Origin of the sequence: Amycolatopsis rhabdoformis (assembly GCF_035918295.1) — a bacterium.
GTDB lineage: Bacteria > Actinomycetota > Actinomycetes > Mycobacteriales > Pseudonocardiaceae > Amycolatopsis > Amycolatopsis rhabdoformis.
This window is the reverse complement of the sequence record NZ_CP142149.1, coordinates 4,474,852-4,491,248: the sequence shown is the minus strand read 5'-3', so window position 1 is coordinate 4,491,248 and position 16,397 is coordinate 4,474,852. Positions and strand designations below refer to the sequence as shown.

18 protein-coding genes are annotated in these 16,397 nt (G+C 72.0%); 13 read left to right on the top strand and 5 right to left on the bottom strand.

What is annotated here, in order from left to right:
- Nucleotides 1-37 precede the first annotated feature (37 nt).
- From truB to VSH64_RS20450, 9 genes are all read left to right on the top strand, one after another.
- Entirely contained in the window at nt 38-952 is a 915-nt protein-coding gene (gene truB / locus VSH64_RS20490) for a tRNA pseudouridine(55) synthase TruB (protein WP_326837243.1), read from the top strand.
- A gap of 47 nt (nt 953-999) precedes the next feature.
- Nucleotides 1,000-1,965 carry a bifunctional riboflavin kinase/FAD synthetase gene (locus VSH64_RS20485; RefSeq protein ID WP_326837990.1) on the top strand — a complete coding sequence of 322 codons (966 nt, stop codon included), beginning with the start codon at nt 1,000-1,002 and terminating at the stop codon, nt 1,963-1,965.
- A 182-nt stretch (nt 1,966-2,147) separates the two neighbouring features.
- Nucleotides 2,148-2,621: a helix-turn-helix domain-containing protein gene (locus VSH64_RS20480; RefSeq protein ID WP_285965649.1), complete on the top strand. Its 474-nt coding sequence runs from the start codon at nt 2,148-2,150 to the stop codon at nt 2,619-2,621.
- A 15-nt stretch (nt 2,622-2,636) separates the two neighbouring features.
- Nucleotides 2,637-3,161, top strand: coding sequence for an RNA 2',3'-cyclic phosphodiesterase (thpR, locus tag VSH64_RS20475; protein ID WP_326837241.1), 525 nt, complete (start codon nt 2,637-2,639; stop codon nt 3,159-3,161).
- A gap of 147 nt (nt 3,162-3,308) precedes the next feature.
- The gene (gene rpsO / locus VSH64_RS20470; RefSeq protein WP_326837240.1) at nt 3,309-3,578 is read left to right on the top strand and encodes a 30S ribosomal protein S15; all 270 of its coding nucleotides are present in this window, start codon (nt 3,309-3,311) and stop codon (nt 3,576-3,578) included.
- A 231-nt stretch (nt 3,579-3,809) separates the two neighbouring features.
- Nucleotides 3,810-6,056: a polyribonucleotide nucleotidyltransferase gene (locus VSH64_RS20465; protein WP_326837239.1), complete on the top strand. Its 2,247-nt coding sequence runs from the start codon at nt 3,810-3,812 to the stop codon at nt 6,054-6,056.
- Between the two features lie 89 nt (nt 6,057-6,145).
- The gene (locus VSH64_RS20460; RefSeq protein ID WP_326837989.1) at nt 6,146-7,510 is read left to right on the top strand and encodes a M16 family metallopeptidase; all 1,365 of its coding nucleotides are present in this window, start codon (nt 6,146-6,148) and stop codon (nt 7,508-7,510) included.
- A complete protein-coding gene (gene dapB / locus VSH64_RS20455) occupies nt 7,507-8,256 on the top strand; it encodes a 4-hydroxy-tetrahydrodipicolinate reductase (protein ID WP_326837237.1) in 750 nt (249 codons plus the stop codon). Before VSH64_RS20460 ends, dapB begins: the two co-directional genes overlap by 4 nt.
- Nucleotides 8,253-8,723: a tetratricopeptide repeat protein gene (locus tag VSH64_RS20450; protein ID WP_326837236.1), complete on the top strand. Its 471-nt coding sequence runs from the start codon at nt 8,253-8,255 to the stop codon at nt 8,721-8,723. The genes dapB and VSH64_RS20450 overlap by 4 nt, the downstream gene beginning before the upstream one ends.
- On the opposite strand, the gene VSH64_RS20445 is transcribed toward VSH64_RS20450, so the two are convergent.
- Nucleotides 8,720-9,100 carry a hypothetical protein gene (locus VSH64_RS20445; RefSeq protein ID WP_326837235.1) on the bottom strand — a complete coding sequence of 127 codons (381 nt, stop codon included), beginning with the start codon at nt 9,098-9,100 and terminating at the stop codon, nt 8,720-8,722. The genes VSH64_RS20450 and VSH64_RS20445 overlap by 4 nt on opposite strands.
- Before the next feature lie 8 nt (nt 9,101-9,108).
- Nucleotides 9,109-9,624: a hypothetical protein gene (locus VSH64_RS20440; RefSeq protein ID WP_326837234.1), complete on the bottom strand. Its 516-nt coding sequence runs from the start codon at nt 9,622-9,624 to the stop codon at nt 9,109-9,111.
- Nucleotides 9,625-9,781: 157 nt separating this feature from the next.
- Here VSH64_RS20440 and VSH64_RS20435 point away from each other — a divergent pair, with 157 nt between their 5' ends.
- Nucleotides 9,782-10,261, top strand: coding sequence for a GtrA family protein (locus VSH64_RS20435; RefSeq protein ID WP_326837233.1), 480 nt, complete (start codon nt 9,782-9,784; stop codon nt 10,259-10,261).
- On the opposite strand, the gene VSH64_RS20430 is transcribed toward VSH64_RS20435, so the two are convergent.
- Nucleotides 10,251-10,811, bottom strand: a complete 561-nt coding sequence (locus VSH64_RS20430; RefSeq protein ID WP_326837232.1) for a GNAT family N-acetyltransferase — start codon at nt 10,809-10,811, stop codon at nt 10,251-10,253. The genes VSH64_RS20435 and VSH64_RS20430 overlap by 11 nt on opposite strands.
- A 64-nt stretch (nt 10,812-10,875) precedes the next feature.
- Here VSH64_RS20430 and VSH64_RS20425 point away from each other — a divergent pair, with 64 nt between their 5' ends.
- Nucleotides 10,876-12,090, top strand: coding sequence for a winged helix-turn-helix domain-containing protein (locus VSH64_RS20425; RefSeq protein ID WP_326837231.1), 1,215 nt, complete (start codon nt 10,876-10,878; stop codon nt 12,088-12,090).
- A 1,197-nt stretch (nt 12,091-13,287) separates the two neighbouring features.
- Here VSH64_RS20425 and VSH64_RS20420 read toward each other — a convergent pair.
- Both VSH64_RS20420 and VSH64_RS20415 read right to left on the bottom strand, forming a co-directional pair.
- Nucleotides 13,288-14,166 carry a DUF4097 family beta strand repeat-containing protein gene (locus tag VSH64_RS20420; protein WP_326837988.1) on the bottom strand — a complete coding sequence of 293 codons (879 nt, stop codon included), beginning with the start codon at nt 14,164-14,166 and terminating at the stop codon, nt 13,288-13,290.
- Between the two features lie 269 nt (nt 14,167-14,435).
- A complete protein-coding gene (locus VSH64_RS20415; RefSeq protein ID WP_326837230.1) occupies nt 14,436-14,948 on the bottom strand; it encodes a toxin-antitoxin system HicB family antitoxin in 513 nt (170 codons plus the stop codon).
- A 118-nt stretch (nt 14,949-15,066) separates the two neighbouring features.
- Between VSH64_RS20415 and thyX the strand changes: the two genes are divergently transcribed.
- Both thyX and VSH64_RS20405 read left to right on the top strand, forming a co-directional pair.
- Nucleotides 15,067-15,819: an FAD-dependent thymidylate synthase gene (gene thyX / locus VSH64_RS20410; protein ID WP_326837229.1), complete on the top strand. Its 753-nt coding sequence runs from the start codon at nt 15,067-15,069 to the stop codon at nt 15,817-15,819.
- A complete protein-coding gene (locus tag VSH64_RS20405) occupies nt 15,819-16,217 on the top strand; it encodes an ACT domain-containing protein (RefSeq protein ID WP_326837228.1) in 399 nt (132 codons plus the stop codon). The genes thyX and VSH64_RS20405 overlap by 1 nt, the downstream gene beginning before the upstream one ends.
- Nucleotides 16,218-16,397: the final 180 nt, after the last annotated feature.

Sequence of the window (16,397 nt, the reverse complement as noted above, 5' to 3'; positions counted from 1 at the left end):
CAGGGTCCGAACCGGACGGCTCGATAGGGTTCGCCCCGTGTCTCGCCCGAAAGAACCGCGCCGCCCCGCTCCGCCGCCCGGTCTGCTCATCGTCGACAAACCGGCCGGAATGACCTCGCACGACGTCGTCGCGAGGGCGCGCCGGATCATGGGCACCCGCAAGGTCGGCCACGCCGGCACGCTCGACCCGATGGCCACCGGCGTGCTCGTGCTCGGCATCGAGCGCGCCACCAAGCTGCTGGGCCACCTGGCGCTCGACCGCAAGACCTACCTCGCGACGCTCTCGCTGGGCAGCTCCACCACCACCGACGACGCCGAGGGCGAGGTGCTCACCGAGGGCGACCCGGCCGTGCTCGCGAAGATCACCGAAGAGCAGCTCGCGGCCGGCGTCGCCGAGCTCACCGGCGACATCCAGCAGGTGCCGAGTGCCGTGAGCGCCGTGAAGATCGACGGCAAACGCGCGTACGCGCGGGTGCGCGCGGGGGAGGACGTGGTGCTGCCGCCGCGGCCGGTCACCGTGTACCGCTTCGACGTGCTGGCCATCCGCCGTGAGGACGACCGCATCGAGCTCGACGCCGTGGTGGAGTGCTCCTCGGGCACCTACGTGCGCGCGCTGGCCCGCGACCTCGGCGCCGGGCTCGGCGTCGGCGGCCACCTGCTCGCCCTGCGGCGTACCACCGTCGGGCCGTTCACGCTCGCCCGCGCCCGCACGCTCGAGAAGCTCGAGGAGACCCCCGAGCTGTCGCTGGACCTCGACGCTGCCGTGGCCGCGGCCTTCCCGCGCCGCGACGTCGACGCGGCCGAGGCGCAGGCCGTGCGCCACGGCCGCGCGATCCCGGCCGCCGGCATCGACGGCACGTACGGCCTCTTCGCGCCCGACGGCCGCGTGCTCGCCCTGGCCGCCGACGCCGAGGGTGTGGCCCGGTCGGTGGTGGTCCTGCTGCCCGCATAGGGTGGGTCGCGTTGGGTGGGACACCGGCGCGGGGAGAGTTGACGACAGTGCAGCGGTGGCGTGGCCTCGGGGATCTCCCGGGCGGCTGGGGACGGTGCGTGGTCACCATCGGCGTGTTCGACGGCGTGCACCGCGGGCACCAGGTGCTCATCTCGCGCACGGTGCGCGCGGCGGCCGAGCGCGGGGTGCCGAGCGTGGTGCTCACGTTCGACCCGCACCCGTCGGAGGTCCTGCGCCCGGGCAGCCACCCCGCGCAGCTGACCACGCTGCGGCGCAAGGCCGAGCTCGTGGAGGCCCTCGGCGTCGACGTGTTCGCGGTGCTGCCCTTCACCCTCGAGCTCTCGCGCCTCTCGCCGCACGAGTTCGTGCACGAGGTGCTGGTGGACCGGCTGCACGCGGCCGCCGTGCTGGTGGGGGACAACTTCACCTTCGGCGCCAAGGCCGCCGGTGACGTGACGCTGCTGCGCAAGCTCGGCAGCCGCTTCGGCTTCGTGGCCTACGGCGCGGAGCTGCAGGGCCGCTCGCTCGCCGACGACCGCGTGGCCAACGACATCACCTTCTCCTCCACGTACGTGCGTTCGTGCATCGACGCCGGCGACGTGGTGGCCGCGGCCGACGCGCTCGGCCGGCCGCACCGGCTGGAAGGCATCGTGGTGCGCGGGGACGGCCGGGGCCACGACCTCGGGTACCCGACCGCGAACCTGTCCACGCCGCGCTTCGCCGCGGTGCCCGCCGACGGCGTGTACACGGCGTGGTTCACCCGGCTGTCGGACCCGGCCCGGCGGCTGCGGGCGGCGGTGTCGGTGGGCACGAACCCGACGTTCTCGGGCCGTGAGCGCACGGTCGAGGCGTTCGTGCTCGACGTCGACGAGGACTTCTACGGCCAGCACGTGGCGCTCGACTTCGTCACGCGGCTGCGCGACCAGGAGCGGTTCAGCCGGTCCGAGGAGCTCGTGGTGCGGATCGACGACGACGTGGTGCGCACGCGCGAAGCGCTGAAGATCGAAGACTGACCACCCGGAGACCGAAGCACACCGACGGCTGAGCACCGTTCCCCCGGACGGGGTCCGGCCGGGGGCGGAATGGGCGGTTCCGCCCGCCCGGGCGCGGGCGCGGTGGCAAGATGCTCACGGGCGGGGGTACCGGACCGGACCACCGGTCAGGCCGGACGAGGGGACCAAGGGGAGCAGAACTGGTGGAGGACCACAAGATCGTCCAGCGGAACGTCGCACTGCAACGCGAGTGGTACGGCGAACCGCTGGGTGACCGGGTGCGCAGGCTCGTCGTGGCCTTCGACATCTCGCAGGCCTACCTCGCCGAGGTCCTCGGCATCAGCGCCCCGATGCTCAGCCAGGTGATGAGCGGCCGGCGCGCCAAGATCGGCAACCCCGTGGTGCTCGCCCGCATGATCATGCTCGAACGCAAGATCCTCGTGCCCGACGTCGCGGCGGGCAACCGCGACGCGATGCAGGCGGCGCTGGAGGACGTGCGCGACTCGCGGCCCACCGTCGGCCGCGACAACATCCCGGTGGGCTCCGACGAGCGGCTGGTGCTCGCCGCGCTGCGCGAGGTCGCCGAGGAAGAGGACCTCACCGAGGCCGCGAAGCGCCTCGACGACGACTTCCCGATCCTCGCCGAGCTCCTGCGCCGCGCCGGCGCCAGCCACTGACGGCCGCCGATCCGCTTGAGGCTCTTCACGGCGCTGTGCCCACCGCCCGACGTCGTGGCCGCGGTGGCCGCGGCGCTGGGCGAACCCGGTCCCGGCCCGCGCTGGTCGCCGCCCGAGGACTGGCACATCACGCTCGCGTACTACGGCGAAGCCGACGAGGACGAGCGCGCCGCCGAGCTCGCGCCCGCGTTGGCCGGCCGTAATTCCGTTGACGTCCGGCTCACCGGGCCGGGAACATTTCCGGGTGTGCTGTGGTTGGGCGTGACGGGCGAAGGTCTCCCGCGGCTGGCGGAAGCCGCCGGGGCGGACCGGGAAGACCGGCCGTACCGGCCGCACCTCACGCTGGCTCGCTTTCCCCGCGACCGGCCGCGCACGGTCCGGCCGTGGACGCAGCTGCTCACCGGGTTCGCGAGCCGCACCTGGACCGCCCACGAGGTGGTGCTCATGGGCGGCGCCGACACGCCGGGCCCGCGCTACCGGCGGCTGCGCGCGTTCCCGCTGCGCACGCCGTCGAGCGGTGGCGTTCGGGACCGCGGCTGAACGCGAACCGCGCCGGAAGGCACTGATCACACGGCTGGTAACCTCGACGATCGGGTCCGGCTGCAGTCCGTGGCGGCCGTGACCGACTACCCGGCCGCGCAGCGCGGTGCGGGCCCCACGGCACTGATTCAACGAGGAGCAACACCAGTGGCGCTGTCCACCGAAGAGAAGAAGTCGATCCTGACCGAGTACGGCGTGCACGACTCGGACACCGGATCCCCCGAGGCCCAGGTCGCGCTGCTCACCAAGCGCATCGTCGGCCTCACCGAGCACCTCAAGGCTCACAAGCACGACCACCACTCGCGTCGCGGGCTCCTGCTGCTGGTCGGCCGTCGCCGCCGGCTGCTGAACTACGTGATGAAGGTGGACATCGAGCGCTACCGGTCGCTGATCCAGCGGCTCGGCCTGCGCCGATAGCGTGACCCGAGGGGGAGTGGCCGGCCTGGTCGCTCCCCCTCGGTGCCAGAAGAGAAAAAACGGCGCGAGCGCGCTGGAGGAACCGTCCGCCGGTCCTCGGTAGTGGTTCCCGGGTGATGACCCGGGGGCTTCGATCGAAGACCGGCCTCACTCCTCGAGCGTCCGCAGGCGAACCAGGTCCCAGGGTGGGAGACTCGCGCCGGACGAAGCACAAAAGAGGAGATACACCCTATGACCGACTCCACCGGAGTCACCGTGCACGAGACCGAAGCCGTGATCGACAACGGCCGGTTCGGCACCCGCACCGTGCGTTTCGAAACGGGCCGCCTGGCCAAGCAGGCCGCCGGCTCCGTCGTCGCGTACCTCGACGAAGAGACCATGCTTCTCTCCGCCACCACGGCGTCGAAGCACCCGAAGGAGCACTTCGACTTCTTCCCGCTCACCGTGGACGTCGAAGAGCGCATGTACGCCGTGGGCCGCATCCCCGGCGCGTTCTTCCGCCGTGAGGGCCGCCCGTCGACCGACGCGATCCTCACCGCCCGCCTGATCGACCGGCCGCTGCGCCCGTCGTTCACCAGCGGCCTGCGCAACGAGATCCAGGTCGTCATCACCGTGCAGAGCCTCAACCCCGAGGACCCGTACGACGTGCTGGCGATCAACGCCGCGTCGGCGTCGACCCAGATCGCCGGCCTGCCGTTCTCCGGCCCGGTCGGCGGCGTGCGCGTCGCGCTGATCGAGGACCAGTGGGTCGCGTTCCCGACCTGGAAGCAGCTCGAGCAGGCCACCTTCAACATGGTCGTCGCGGGCCGCATCGTCGGCGATGACGTCGCGATCATGATGGTCGAGGCCGAGGGCACCGAGCACACGCTCGACCTGATCGCCGCCGGCGGCAAGGCGCCCGACGAGACCGCGGTCGCCGCGGGCCTCGAGGCCGCCAAGCCGTTCATCAAGGTGCTGTGCGAGGCGCAGCAGCGCCTGGCCGCCGACGCCGCGAAGCCGACCGGCGAGTTCCCGCTGTTCCCGGCCTACCAGCAGGACCTGTACGAGGCCGTCGCCGCGATCGCGAACGACGACCTGGCGAAGGCGCTGACCATCGCCGGCAAGCAGGACCGCGACGGCGCGACCGACGAGGTCAAGGCCACCGTGCTGGCCAAGCTGGGCCTGGGCGAGGGCGAGGCCTTCGAGGGTCGCGACGGCGAGGTCGGCGGCGCGTTCAAGGCGCTGACCAAGAAGATCATGCGCCAGCGCGTGCTCACCGAGAAGATCCGCATGGACGGCCGCGGTCTCACCGACATCCGGTCGCTCTCGGCCGAGGTCGCCGTGATCCCGCGCGCCCACGGTTCGGCGCTCTTCGAACGTGGAGAAACGCAGATCCTGGGCGTCACCACGCTGAACATGCTCCGCATGGAGCAGCAGATCGACTCGCTCTCCCCGGAGACGACGAAGCGCTACCTGCACCACTACAACTTCCCGCCGTTCTCCACCGGCGAGACCGGCCGCGTCGGTTCGCCGAAGCGGCGCGAGATCGGCCACGGCATGCTCGCCGAGCGCGCCCTGGTCCCGGTGCTGCCGAAGCGGGACGAGTTCCCGTACGCGATCCGCCAGGTCTCCGAGGCGCTGGGCTCCAACGGCTCCACGTCGATGGGCTCGGTCTGCGCGTCCACGATGGGCCTGTACAACGCCGGCGTGCCGCTGAAGGCGCCGGTCGCGGGCATCGCGATGGGCCTGGTGTCCGACGAGGTCGACGGCGAGACGCGCTACGTCGCGCTCACCGACATCCTCGGCGCCGAGGACGCCCTGGGCGACATGGACTTCAAGGTCGCGGGCACCAAGGACATCATCACCGCGCTGCAGCTCGACACGAAGCTCGACGGCATCCCGTCGGAGGTCCTCGCGGCCGCGCTGAAGCAGGCGAAGGACGCTCGCCTCACCATCCTGGAAGTGATCGCCGAGGCGATCGACGGCCCGGACGAGATGAGCCCGTACGCCCCGCGCGTCACCTCGGTGAAGATCCCGGTCGACAAGATCGGCGAGGTCATCGGCCCGAAGGGCAAGATGATCAACTCGATCACCGAGCAGACCGGTGCCGACATCTCCATCGAGGACGACGGCACGATCTACGTGGGCGCGGCCGACGGTCCGTCGGCCGAGTCGGCGATCGACCTGATCAACGCGATCGCCAACCCGCAGCTGCCGAAGGTCGGCGAGCGCTTCCTCGGCACCGTGGTGAAGACGGCCGCGTTCGGCGCGTTCGTGTCGCTGCTGCCGGGCAAGGACGGCCTCGTCCACATCTCGAAGCTGGGCAACGGCAAGCGGATCGCCAAGGTCGAGGACGTGGTCAACGTGGGCGACAAGCTCCGCGTCGAGATCGCCGACATCGACAACCGCGGCAAGATCAGCCTGATCGTGGTCAAGGAAGACGACGCCGCGCCCGCCGAGGGTGGCGACAAGGCCGAGGCCGAAGCCGAAGCCAAGTAAGTCCGTTCTTCCTGAAGAACCAGTCCCGTCGAAGGCCTCCTCGTGGAACCTCGCGAGGAGGCCTTCGCGGCATCGTGAGTAAGGAACCCATGGCACGGCAGGTTTCCGGGCACGAGCAGCCCGTCGGCAGCACCCGCACGCTCGAGTCCACTCAGGACGGTGCGGTCGTCAGGCGGAGCGTGCTCCCCGGCGGGCTGCGGGTGATCACCGAGTACGTCCCGGCGTCGCGCTCGGCCACGGTGGGGCTGTGGGTGGGCGTGGGTTCGCGCGACGAGCCGCTCGCGGTCGCCGGCGCCGCGCACTACCTGGAACACCTGCTGTTCAAGGGAACCAGCAACCGCGACGCCACGCAGATCGCCGAGGAGATCGACGCCGTCGGCGGCGAGTTCAACGCGTTCACGGCCAAGGAACACACCTGCTACTACGCGCAGGTGCTCGACGCCGACCTGCCGCTGGCGATGGACCTCGTGACCGACGTGGTGTTCGAGGCGCTGTGCACCGACCGCGACATGGACACCGAGCGCAGCGTGGTGCTCGAAGAGATCGCGATGCGCGACGACGACCCCGAGGACCTGCTGCACGAGACGTTCGTGGGCGCGATCCTCGGTGAGCACCCGCTCGGCCGGCCGGTGCTGGGCACCGAGAAGTCGATCACGGACATGTCGCCGGTGGCGTTGCGCGGCTTCTACAAGCGCCGCTACACGCTGCCGCGCATGGTGCTCGCGGTCGCCGGCAACATCGAGCACAACCAGGTGCTTCGCCTGGTGCGCAAGGCTTTGGGTGACCGGCTCAACGGCGCGGGGGTGCCGGTGGCGCCGCGCGCGGGCCGGGCGCGCATCCAGATCGCGCCGAAGCTCGCGCTGCACACCGACGACACCGAGCAGGCCCACGTGATGCTCGGGCTGCGCTCGCTGCCGCGCCACGACGACCGGCGCTTCGCGCTGTCGGTGCTCAACGCGGCGCTGGGCGGCGGCATGAGCTCGCGGCTGTTCCAGGAGATCCGGGAGCGCCGCGGGCTCGCGTACCAGGTGTACTCGTCCACGGCGAGCTACGCCGACACCGGGCACTTGGCGGTGTACGCGGGTTGCCAGCCGGAGCGCCTCGGGCAGGTCGCGGGCGTGATCCGCGAGGTGCTCGACGGGGTCGCGGCCGACGGGCTGTCCGACGCCGAGGTGGCGCGCGCCAAGGGGCAGCTGCGCGGTGGGCTCGTGCTGGGGCTGGAGGACACGTCGTCGCGCATGTCGCGCATCGGCAAGAACGAGCTGAACTACGGCCGGTACCTCGGCGTGGACGACACCGTCGCCCGCATCGACGAGGTGACGACCGACGAGGTGTGTGCGCTGGCTCGCACTCTGCTGCGCCGCCCCGGTGGGGTGTCGGCCGCGGCCGTGGTGGGGCCGTACGCTCACGCCGACGACCTGCCGGACGATCTGCACGAGGTGATCGCGTCATGACCGACTCCCCGATCCGCGTCGGCGTGCTGGGCGCGCGCGGCCGCATGGGCGCCACCGTGGTCCAGGCCGTCGAGGGCGCCGCGGACCTGAAACTGGTGGCGGCCCTCGACGCGGGCGACGACTTCGCGCCGCTGGCCGACGCGCAGGTCGTGGTGGACTTCACGCACCCCGACGCCGTGATGGACAACCTGCGCCACCTCATCGCGCACGGCCTGCACGCCGTGGTCGGCACGACCGGCTTCAGCGAGGAGCGGCTGGCGGAGGTGCGGTCGCTGCTGGCCGAGAAGCCGGGGCTGGGCGTGCTCATCGCGCCGAACTTCGCGCTGGGCGCGGTGCTCGCGATGCGCTTCGCCGGGCAGGCCGCCCGGTTCTACGCCTCGGCCGAGATCATCGAGCTGCACCACAACCGCAAGGCCGACGCGCCGTCCGGCACCGCGTCGCACACCGCGCGGATGATCGGCGAGGCCCGCGCGGCCGCCGGGCTCGAGCCGGGTCCGGACGCCACCACGTCCGAAGTGGACGGTGCCCGCGGCGCTCGCGTCGCCGACGTTCCCGTGCACTCCGTGCGCCTGCCCGGGCTGGTGGCGCACGAGGAGATCCTGTTCGGCGGCGAGGGGGAGACCCTGACCATCCGGCACGACTCGCTCGACCGCACGTCGTTCATGCCCGGCGTGCTGCTCGGCGTGCGTTCGGTGGTGTCGCGCCCCGGCCTCACGGTCGGCCTGGAGAACGTGCTCGACCTGTGAGGGCCCGCAACGTCGCGCTGCTGCTCACGGCGGCGCTGGTCGTCTACCTGGTCCTGCTGGCGGACCGGGCGATCGAGCTGTTCGCCACCGGTTCGCCCGCGGGCATCGCGCTCGGCGTCGGCGTGTTCGTGCTGCCGCTGCTGGGCGTGTGGATCGTGGTGGCCACCTGGCGCTCCGGCCTGCAGATCCAGCGCCTCTCCCGTCGCCTCGACGCGGAGGGCGTGCTGCCCGACGTCTCCGACCTGCCGCGCCGCCCGTCCGGCCGCGTCGACCGCACCGCCGCCGACGCCTGGTTCGACCAGCGCCGCACCGAGGTCGAAGCCGCCCCCGACGACTGGCGCGGCTGGTACCGCCTGGCCTACGCCTACGACATCGCGGGCGACCGCCGCCGGGCCCGCGCGACGATGCGCAAGGCCGTGGACCTGGAAGCCGCGGAGAGCGGGAAAACAGGGGGCGTGGCGGACTAGGGGTTGCCCTTCCGCCGCTCTCGTGCTGTGTTGGTGCCCTGCACGATCTGGCACCCGAAGTCCCTGGTGGCGGACCTCAGCTGCTCGACGCCCGGTCCGCGCAGGGTCACCAGCGCCGTGTGAACGGCGTCGAGCCCGCGCAGTTCGCGGTACCGGACGATCTTCGTGAGCTTCAAGTCGATCGCGGTGGCCGGGCCGGTGGGTGGGGGGCTGTGCCGCTCGGCCCTGGGCAGTTGCGGGATGAGCCGCGTGAAGCCGGCTTCGAGGAAAACCGGTCCCCGCAGGCAGCGCACCGTGACGACCGCCTGCCCGGCGGCCACTTCGACGACCTCTTCGATCTGCAGTTCCACGGTGCCGTCGCCGGGTGTCTCGGTCATGGCGTTGATCAGTGGAGCCAGCCGGTGAACACCGCCGGCGCCGCCGCGAGCAGGCTGAAGCGCACCCAGCGGCCCGCGAGGCCGGCGGCGAGGAACGTGACCAGCCGCATCCGCACCATGCCGGCCAGCACGCTCGTGGCCATGAAGGGCGGCAGGCCGACGACGGAGCTGACGCCGTAGGTGCCGGTCATCCAGTGGGGGTGGCGCTGGCAGCGTTCGCGCAGGGCTTCGACCTTCGAGCGGAGCACCTTGGTGCGCCGGTGCCACCGGTCGCGGCGGGCGCTGGGCGGGCGTTCGCGGTGGAGGCGGTCGTGCAGGAACGCCGGGAGCCGGATGGATCCGCGGGCGGCGAGGAAGTAGAAGAGCTTGCCGCCCATCTGCCCGACCGCCACGGCGGCGCCGAGCCACAGCCAGTGCGGGTTGTGCTGGCTCGCGCACAGGCCCACCACGAAGAGCTCGGCGTTGACCAGCGGCACGATGGCCGAGCCGAACGCGACGCCGAGCGTCAGCAGCAACCAGCCCATCGTGCCTCCCCCCTGATGTGAGTGATCCTCGTCATTCGAGGCTAGCAGTCGTCACGAAAAGGTCACGGGGGTTAACCCCCCTATCCCGGCGGGGGCCGACCCCAGAAGATCACCTGGACGTTCGGTACGCGACACCTCGGGCTGCCACCATTCGGGCGTGACCGACGTGCCCTTCGCCGATCGCTTCGCCGGGTTCTGCGCGGCCGTCGTCCGGATCCTGCCGTTCGGGCTGTCGCGGCTCGTCGCGCCGAGTTTCCTCGGGTTCGCGATCATCAACGGCTTCACGTTCGGCGTCGATCTCGGCCTGCTCACGGTGTTCCACGGCGGCCTCGACTGGCCGGTGTGGCTGGCGATCAGCGTGTCGTACGTGGTCGCGTTCGGGCTCAGCTTCGTGCTCAACCGCGCGCTGAACTTCCGCTCCCACGCGCCGGTCGGGCGCCAAGCGGTGCTGTACGTGGTGGCGATCGGGGTGAACTACGCGGCGTTCCTGCTGGGGGTGGGCGCCGGGTTGTCCGCGCTGGGCCTGGAGTACCACGTGTCGCGCATCATCGCCGGGGCGTGCGAGGGCGTGTTCATGTACTCGGTGATGCGCTGGGTGGTCTTCGCGAAGCGCGAAGAACCCGCCGTCAGTGCGTGAGCTCCAGCTCCAGCGTGCCGGTGAGGCGCACTTCGCGCAGCGTGCCGCGGCCGGTGTCGAGGGTGCGCACGGTGCCGTCGGGTGCCCAGCCGGCGCGGCGGTAGAAGCCCAGCGTGGCGTGGTCGGACTGCGCGACCCAGGTGATGCCGCGCTCGAGGCCGTCCGACCGCAGGTCGCCGGCGGCGGTGCCGAGCAGGCGGCCGGCGTGGCCGCGCCGGCCCCAGCGCGGCTCGACCACGAGGGTCGCGATGAGCGCGGTGGTGGCGGCGTCGGCCGGGGCGGTGCCGTCGGCGGTGGCGCTCTCGTCGGCGGGCGCGAGGCCGGCGACGCAGTAGCCGACGGTGAACTCGCCTTCCACCGCGAGGTACACCCGCGTGCCGGGGAACTCGACGGTCTCGGCCCACGTGCCTTCGAGGTCGGCGGCGTCGAGCGCGTCGATGGCTTCGGCGCCCAGCAGGTCGGTGTAGGCCGCCCGCCAGGTGACTCTTTGGATGCGGGCGATCTCCGGGGCGTCGGACAGGCTCGCGGGGCGGACTTCGGCGGCACTCACGCGGGGGAATCTACCGCCCGCCGTCGCGGAAACTGTCGGGGGCGGCTGGCACCATGGCGAGATCATGCAGACGATCAGCCTTCCGGCGGCCCGCCGCACCGCGCTGGCCGCCCAGGGGTTCGCCGACGCGCGCCCCACCGCGCCGCCCACCCGCCGGCACCTGGCGAAGGTGCTTTCGCGGGTCCAGCTGCTGCAGCTGGACTCCGTGAACGTCGCCGTGCGCGCCCACTACATGCCCGTGTTCTCGCGCCTGGGCGCCTACGACCAGGCGCTCGTCGACGACGCGGCCTGGACCGACACCGCGCGCAAACCGCGGATGCTCGTGGAGTCCTGGGCGCACGAGGCCAGCCTGCTGCCGGTCGAAGACTGGCCGCTGCTGCGCTCCGGCGCCAAACGAGACGGCTGGTGGCGCGGCTACAGCCGCGTGCTCGACACCGCGCCGGGCCTGATCGAGGACGTGCTGGCCGTCGTGAAGGAACACGGCCCGATCGGCGCGGGCGCCATCGAGAAGGCGCTGGAGTCCGAGGCCGCCGGGCGCGCCCCCGGGGCGTGGTGGGAACGCTCGATGGTCAAGAAGGCCTGCGAGTACCTCTTCGGCCTCGGCCGCCTGTCCACCGGCACGCGCCGGTCGTTCGAGCGGCTCTACGACCTCACCGAACGCGTGGTGCCGCCCGAGATCCTGTCCCGCCAGGTCTCGGTCGACGAAGGCGCCCGCGGCCTCATCGACCGCTCCGCGCGTGCCCTCGGCATCGCCACCGAAACCGACCTGCGCGACTACTACCGCCTGGGCCCGGACGTCGCGCGCCAGGCCGTCGCGGACCTCGTCGAGGCAGGCACGCTCGAACCCGTGCAGGTCCGGGACTGGCGCGGTGTCGCCTACCGCCACACGGCCGCCCGCACCCCGCGCGCGATCACCGGCCGCGCACTGCTGAGCCCCTTTGACCCCCTCATCTGGGAACGCGCCCGCACCGAACGGCTCTTCGGCTTCCGCTACCGCATCGAGATCTACGTGCCGGAGCCCAAACGGGTGCACGGCTACTACGTCTTCCCGTTCCTGCTCGACGGTTCCCTGGTCGGCCGCGTGGACCTCAAGTCCGACCGCGCCGCCGGGGTGCTGCGCGTGCAGGGCTCTTTCGCCGAGGAGGGGGCGGACGTGCCGCGGGTCGCCACGGAACTCGCGGGGGAGCTGGCGCACATGGCCGAGTGGCTCGGACTGAGCGGCGTGGTGGTCGGCCCGCGCGGCGACTTGGCGAAACCGTTGGGGCGGGCGGTGCGCTGAGCCGCGGGGTTCTCTGCGCGACGGCGAAAACCCTTGGGGAAGAAGCATTTCTTTCTCAGGCGCTGACCGGCTCGAGCGGTGCACAGGAAGCTGTGGGCACGTCCGGATGCGAGTGTGTGGAGCGCATCGGGCTTGCTGTTTCGGGCGCGGCCAAGGATTCGGCGGCCAGCCGCCAGCCGCCTGCCTCCCGGACAGTGCCCGATCTTTCAGCGTCGGCGATGTCCGCGACCGCCCCCGCGGGTGTGAAGCGGCCGGCGGGCGGGCGGGCGGGTCGGTCGCGAGCGGAGTCGAGCCGACCGGGCTGGGCCGCTTCCTGGCCGGGTTCGGCCGCGGGTCGCCGGGCGCCGGGTCGGTCCTTCGGCGCCCGGCGGGCATGTGACCGACTGAGGTGAGCAGACGAATCGGCAGGCCGGTCTGGACGTGCGTAGTGTCGAGCGGACGCGGCGTGCCGGCGCCGGCAGGTGGTCTGCCGAGGGCTGCCTGGCGCCGGGAGGCCCGCACCTCGGGCAAAACGGCCGGAAGTGCGACCGCGCTGGTAGGCGCGAAGGGTTGGGCTGTGGGGGCCTGGAGTGGTGTCGAGGGGACTGGGCTTCGCCGGGTTGGCGTGCGGCCAACGATTCGGTCGTGCGCCGCTGGTGCCTGTGGAGGCGATGTCCTTTGGCGCGGCCGGAAGTGCGACCGCGCTGGTAGGCGCGAAGGGTTGGGCTGTGGGGGCCTGGAGTGGTGTCGAGGGGACTGGGTCTCGTCGGGTTGGCGTGCTGCCAAGGATTTGGCCGTGCGCCGCTGGTGCCTGTGGAGGCGATGTCCTTTGGCGCGGGTGAGAAGTGCGACCGCGCTGGTAGGCGCGAAGAGTTGGGCCGTTGGGGCCTGGAGTGGTGCCGAGGGGACTGGGTCTCGCCGGGTTGGCTTGCGGCCAACGATTCGGCCGTGCGCCGCTGGTGCCTGTGGAGGCGCTGTCCGTTGTCGCGGGCGGGAAGTGCGACCGCGCTGGCAGTGCTGACGAAGCAACGGGCTGGGGTGAAGGCGGCGGTGTCGAGCCGGGCGGGCTGTGCCCGTTCGGTGCGGCGGAGGTTCGGCCGTGCGCCCCTGGCGGAGGCGCGGGCTTTTCGGGCTCAGGCCGGAGAGGTGGCCGTCTTGGCCATGGATATGAAGCGGCGGTCCGACCCGGATGCCTCGGGTCGGACCGCCGCTTCCCCCTTAGCCGGCCGCGCGGGTCACCACCGCGTTGCCCGTGCCGGTGCGGGCGCGGACGCGCAGGGTGGCGCCCGCTTCCGGAGGGACGTCGGAGACGTCGAGTTCGCTGGAGACGCGGCCCGCGGAGGAGGCGAGTTCGACTTCGGCCGCCACACCGCGGCGGATGCCCACGCGGACCTCGCCCGAGCCGGTGATCAGGTCGACCGAGCCGGAGGCCGCTTCGGCCACTGAGAGGTCGCCGCTGCCGGTGCGGGCCATCACCTCGCCCGCGACGGAGCCGAGCCAGACGTTGCCGGTGCCGGTGGCCAGGGTTGCCGAGCCCGATACGGCGGCGGCCTCGACCGAGCCGCTGCCGGTGCGCAGCTGCAGGCCGGCCGGGGTCGGGCCGAGCTTCACGCGGCCGGTGCCGGTGCGCACGATGGCGGCGCCCTCGGCCTGGTCGAGCGTGACCTCGCCGGAGCCGGTGAGGATGTCGGCGCGGCCGGCGGTGCCGGAGACCGTGACGTCGGCGGCGCCGGCGCGCACCTCCACGTGGGAACCCTTCGGCGCGTGCACCGTGACGGCCACCGGAACGTTGCGCAGCTGCCACGCCTTCGCCGCGCGCACCACGATCCTGTTGCCGGTCTTCTCGATGCGCGCCTGGCGCACCGCGTCGGCCGGTGAAGCGTCGGCTGTCACGCCGAGCTGGTCGCCGAAGCGTTCGCCGACCCAGGACAGCAGGTTGTTCACGCCGCTGACCCACGGCGGCTGCTCGCCGGCGTCGTGCCGCAGCTCCACCCGGGCGCCGGACTCGCGGTCCAGCACCAGCTCGACCCGGCCGATCGTCACGCCGACGTCGAGCTCAAGCGGCCCGTCGGCCTCGAACTCCTGGGACCGGACCAGCGGACCGTCCGAAGTGGACTCGGCGACCGGCTCGGCCGCAGCGGACTCCTCGGCAGCGGAATCACCGGAATCCGGAGCCGCCCCAGCAGCCTCAGCTTCAGAACCCGAAGCCCCAGAACCCGAAGCCCCAGAACCCGAAGCCCCAGAGCCCTCAGCTGCCCCGGAACCCGAAGCCCCGGCAACAGCTTCCTCAGCCGCACCCGCGACCGCTTCCTCGCCGTACTCCGAAGCGCGCTTTTCGTTCTCTTCACCCATGATCGCTTCCCCCTCTAGCCTTCGACCCAGCCGTGGAGCTTGGTCTCCGAGGAGCGGCCGCCCTGGTGGCGCCGCTGCTGGTGGTGCTGCGCCTGGCCGAGCGCCCCCTGCACGGCCTGGGCGACGAACGTGTTGAGCGAAACCCCCTGCGCGGCCGCGGCCTGCTCGGCCTGGCCCTTGATCTGCTCCACCAGCCGCAGCGTGATGCGCGAGATGTCACCGCCGTCGATCGGCGGAGGCGGCGGGGTCGGCGTCGGCGGCTGTTCCGCGCGAGCCGCGGGCTCGGCCGAGCCGGTCACGACCACGCGCACGTCGCGGCCGTCGAGCCGGACGTCCACGACCTGGCCCGGCAGGGCCGCGGTCACCTCGGCGGCGAGGTCGGCCAGCGCGGTCATCAACGTGAGCCGCGCCGAGGGTTCGAGGGCGGCGGAAAGCAGTGCGGCCGTGCGCCGGGTCTGCTCGTCCCCGGCGGAGGCCGTGTTCGCGAGGTCTTCGCGAAGGTTCGCGATGTACGGCGTCAGGTCCATGACACCACTATGACGTCACTAGTGACATCAGTCAAGGAACCACCTGACATCACGGTGGCGTCTTCCGGGCGCGCGGTTAGAGTTGCGGCCGGGAGCCGCCGGGAAAGGGAGTGCTGACGTGGTCGAGACCGTGTCGCCCAGGGTGCAGCTGGTCGGGAAGACGGAGTTCTTCCCGCCGGAGGACGTGCCGTGGTCGACGGACGCCGACGGGGGACAGGCGCTGGCCGAGTTCGCCGGACGCGCCTGCTACCAGTCGTGGAAGAAGCCGAACCCGAAAACGGCCACCAACGCCGGCTACCTCGACCACATCATCGAGGTCGGCCACCTTTCGGTGCTGGAGCACGGGTCCGTGAGCTTCTACCTCACCGGCATCTCGCGTTCGCTCACCCACGAGCTGATCCGCCACCGCCACTTCTCCTACTCGCAGCTCTCCCAGCGCTACGTGCCCGAGCACGACGCCGCGCTGGTGGAACCCGACGTGATCGCGGACGATCCCGTGCTGCACGAGAAGTTCCTCAAGGCCGCGCAGGCGAGCGCCGACGCCTACACCGACCTGCTCGCCGGCCTGGAGGAGAAGTTCGCCGACGCGCCGAGCGCCACCCTGCGCCGCAAGCAGGCCCGCCAGGCCGCGCGCTCGGTGCTGCCGAACGCCACCGAGACCCGCATCGTCGTCACCGGCAACTACCGCGCCTGGCGCCACTTCGTGGCCATGCGCGCCACCGAACACGCCGACGTCGAGATCCGGGCACTGGCCATCGAATGCCTGCGCGAGCTGCAAAAAGCAGCCGGCAACGTGTTCGCCGACTTCACGATCTCGACGCTGCCCGACGGCACCGAGATCGCCACGAGCCCGAAGGTTCTCGAAGGCTGATGAAACGACTCGCGATCGACGTGCGCCCCGGTGACTACTCGGTGGTGCGCCTGCCCGCCGACGCACCCGTGCCCGCGGACCTGCTCGACCCCGCCGGCCCCGCGCTGGTGTCCGTGACCCGCACGCCGGAAGAGCTTTCGGTGATCTGCCCGACGGGCCGCGAGCCCTCGGGCGGGGTCGTGGAGCACGGCTGGCGCCTGATGAGCGTGCGCGGGCCGCTCGAATTCACGCTCACCGGCGTGATCTCGGCGCTGGCCTCCGAACTCGCCGCGGCCGGCGTCGCGCTGTTCTCCCTGTCCACGTTCGACACCGACCACATCCTCGTGCGCGCGGCCGAGCTCGACCGCGCCGTGAAGGCGTTCCGCGACAGCGGCCACGAGGTCGGCGTACCGGCCTGACCACGGCCCCGAACAGTGCCCTCAAAAGCGCCCTCTGAACAGCGCCCCTGAACAGCGCGAAGGCCCTCCGCCCACCAGGACGGAGGGCCTTCGTCGTCCGGCTCGGCCAACGGGGTGGTGGCCGAGCCCACCCTTGCCCTCGAAAGTTCGGCATGCCTAAACTTCGAGTTGGGAGACCCG